Genomic DNA, 1348 nt, shown 5'->3' with positions numbered 1-1348 from the left:
TGCTATCTTTGCCATTATCGCCTCCTATTGTGTGTGTGTGCGATGTTAGTAGTAGTCCCCCTATTTTATAGGGGGACGTTTTTTTTGACACTATTGGGGTCAAAATTTTGAAAATTTCTGAGTCTCAAAAACTCTTCCCTGGAAAGAAAATACGAAATCAAGGAAAATTTGGGGGAAAGTTATTTGGAAAATAGATTTTTTCTCTATGAGAATTTAACAGCGAGAAATCCTCTTTGCAGTACCACTGAATTTTTATTTTCCTCTCGTGCAATTACCGAGGATTCCTTGGTAGTTGAACTTTTCATCTGGCCTTGACTTAAGTAGATGTCTTGAGGTGTTAAGCAACATATGCACAGAGAGATAAGATTTAGAAAAACCAAATTTTACCAGAATCGGCCAGCTTTCGAAGGAGGACAACAATGAAATTTCCCATAGGAAGGGCTTAAGGATTGATCAGCTCTTGACAAAACCCTCTCAATCAATAGATTCCTTTTGCAATCTGCTGGGCATGGGCATAATTTAGGGTATAAAAATCTTGAATCTGCTGCTCTTGTTCCCCTGCGTAGACAAGGAAACCTTTGGAAACACGATCTGGAGCAAGCTCTTTGAAAAATTTGAGGTTTTTCAAAAAGTCCTCATGAAAGGTTCTTGAGGCTTTTACCTCTATGGGGATAAGCTCTCGGCCTGACTGAAAGATAATATCCACCTCATTCCCATGGGCATCTCGATAGTAGTAGAGCTGAGGGTCAAGCCCTCGATTGAGGCGGCACTTCATCAGCTCTAAAAGGACGAGATTTTCAACAAGGCTGCCCCTTAAAGGATCTCGTTCGATCTGGACGCTATTTTCAATGCCTAAAAGGTAACAGGCAAGTCCCGCATCGTTAAAGTAGAGCTTAGGAGCCTTTATCGAGCGCTTCCCAAAATTCTCAAAATAAGGCTGAAGCTGAATCACCACAAAAGATGCTTCTAAAACCGATAACCACTCTTTTACTGTATTTGCAGAGATCCCTACATCATTACTGATCCCTTGGAGATTAAGAACTTGACCGATCCGTCCTGCACAGATCCGAACGAACCGTTGAAATTGTGAGAGATCTTTAACCTGTATAATTTGTCTTAAGTCTCTTTCAACGTAGGTTTGAAAGTAGTTGCGGTAAGCTTTCATCGGATCGAGTTTGTCACGATAAACTCGAGGATATCCCCCATGAAGAAGAAGATCATCAAGGTCACGTTTCACCCCCTCTTTCTTCATCAAAATATCGATGCGGATACCCCTTCCTTTAGGGAGGGGAGGAAGCATCGCTCCTTTTTAGATTGTTTAATTTGTAGCCATGGTTTAAAATAGCTT

At 41.1% G+C, this 1348-nt stretch carries 1 protein-coding gene; it reads right to left on the bottom strand.

Annotated features, from left to right (window positions below):
- Positions 1 to 478 precede the first annotated feature (478 nt).
- The gene (locus NEPTK9_RS09485; RefSeq protein ID WP_194848587.1) at positions 479 to 1300 is read right to left on the bottom strand and encodes an ATP-binding protein; all 822 of its coding nucleotides are present in this window, start codon (positions 1298 to 1300) and stop codon (positions 479 to 481) included.
- Between the last annotated feature and the right edge of the window lie 48 nt (positions 1301 to 1348).

The organism is Candidatus Neptunochlamydia vexilliferae (genome assembly GCF_015356785.1).
In the GTDB taxonomy this organism is placed as follows: Bacteria; Chlamydiota; Chlamydiia; order Chlamydiales; family Simkaniaceae; genus Neptunichlamydia; species Neptunichlamydia vexilliferae.
Note: the sequence above shows the minus strand (reverse complement) of the source record. Positions and strands in the feature narration are given on the sequence as shown.